The 780-nt window shown below is 67.7% G+C and carries 1 pseudogene; it reads right to left on the reverse strand.

Annotation, left to right across the window (positions count from 1 at the left end):
- Positions 1-780: pseudogene (locus G3I71_RS45030) on the reverse strand (DNA-directed RNA polymerase subunit beta); the annotation flags it as partial.

Consider the following 780-nt stretch of genomic DNA (forward strand, 5'->3'; position numbering starts at 1 on the left):
TGTGCGTCAGGCCCGCGAGCGGGTTGTTCTGGTCCATGAACTGCGACAGCTGGCTCGTCCCGAAGAACTCCTTGATGGAGGCCACGACGGGGCGGATGTTGATGAGCGTCTGCGGCGTGATCGCCTCGACGTCCTGCGTCGTCATGCGCTCGCGCACGACGCGCTCCATGCGCGACAGACCCGTGCGGACCTGGTTCTGGATCAGCTCGCCGACCGCGCGGATGCGACGGTTGCCGAAGTGGTCGATGTCGTCGGGCTCGACGCGGACCTCGATCGCCTCGCCGCCGCGCGTGCCGGGCAGGGAGGGACGGTCGATGTGCAGCGCGGCGAGGTACTTGATGGTCGCGACGACGTCCGAGAGCGTCAGCACCGAGTCGGACAGCGGCGCGTCCTGGCCGAGCTTCTTGTTCAGCTTGTAGCGGCCGACCTTCGCGAGGTCGTAGCGCTTGGGGTTGAAGTAGAAGTTCTCGAGCAGCGCGCGGCCGGCCTCGACGGTCGGCGGCTCGCCCGGGCGGATCTTGCGGTAGAGGTCGAGCAGCGCCTCGTCCTGCGTCTGGACGCTGTCCTTCTCGAGCGTGTCGATGACGGCCGGGTAGTCGGCGAACTCCTCGCGGATCTCGCCCTCGGTCATGCCGAGCGCCTTGAGCAGGACGGTCGCGTTCTGCTTGCGCTTGCGGTCGACGCGGACGCCGACGTTGTCGCGCTTGTCGATCTCGAACTCGAGCCAGGCGCCACGGCTCGGGATGACCTTGGCCGTGAGGACGTCCTTGTCGGACGTCT

The organism is Streptomyces sp. SID12501, from assembly GCF_010550245.1.
In the GTDB taxonomy this organism is placed as follows: Bacteria; Actinomycetota; Actinomycetes; order Streptomycetales; family Streptomycetaceae; genus Streptomyces.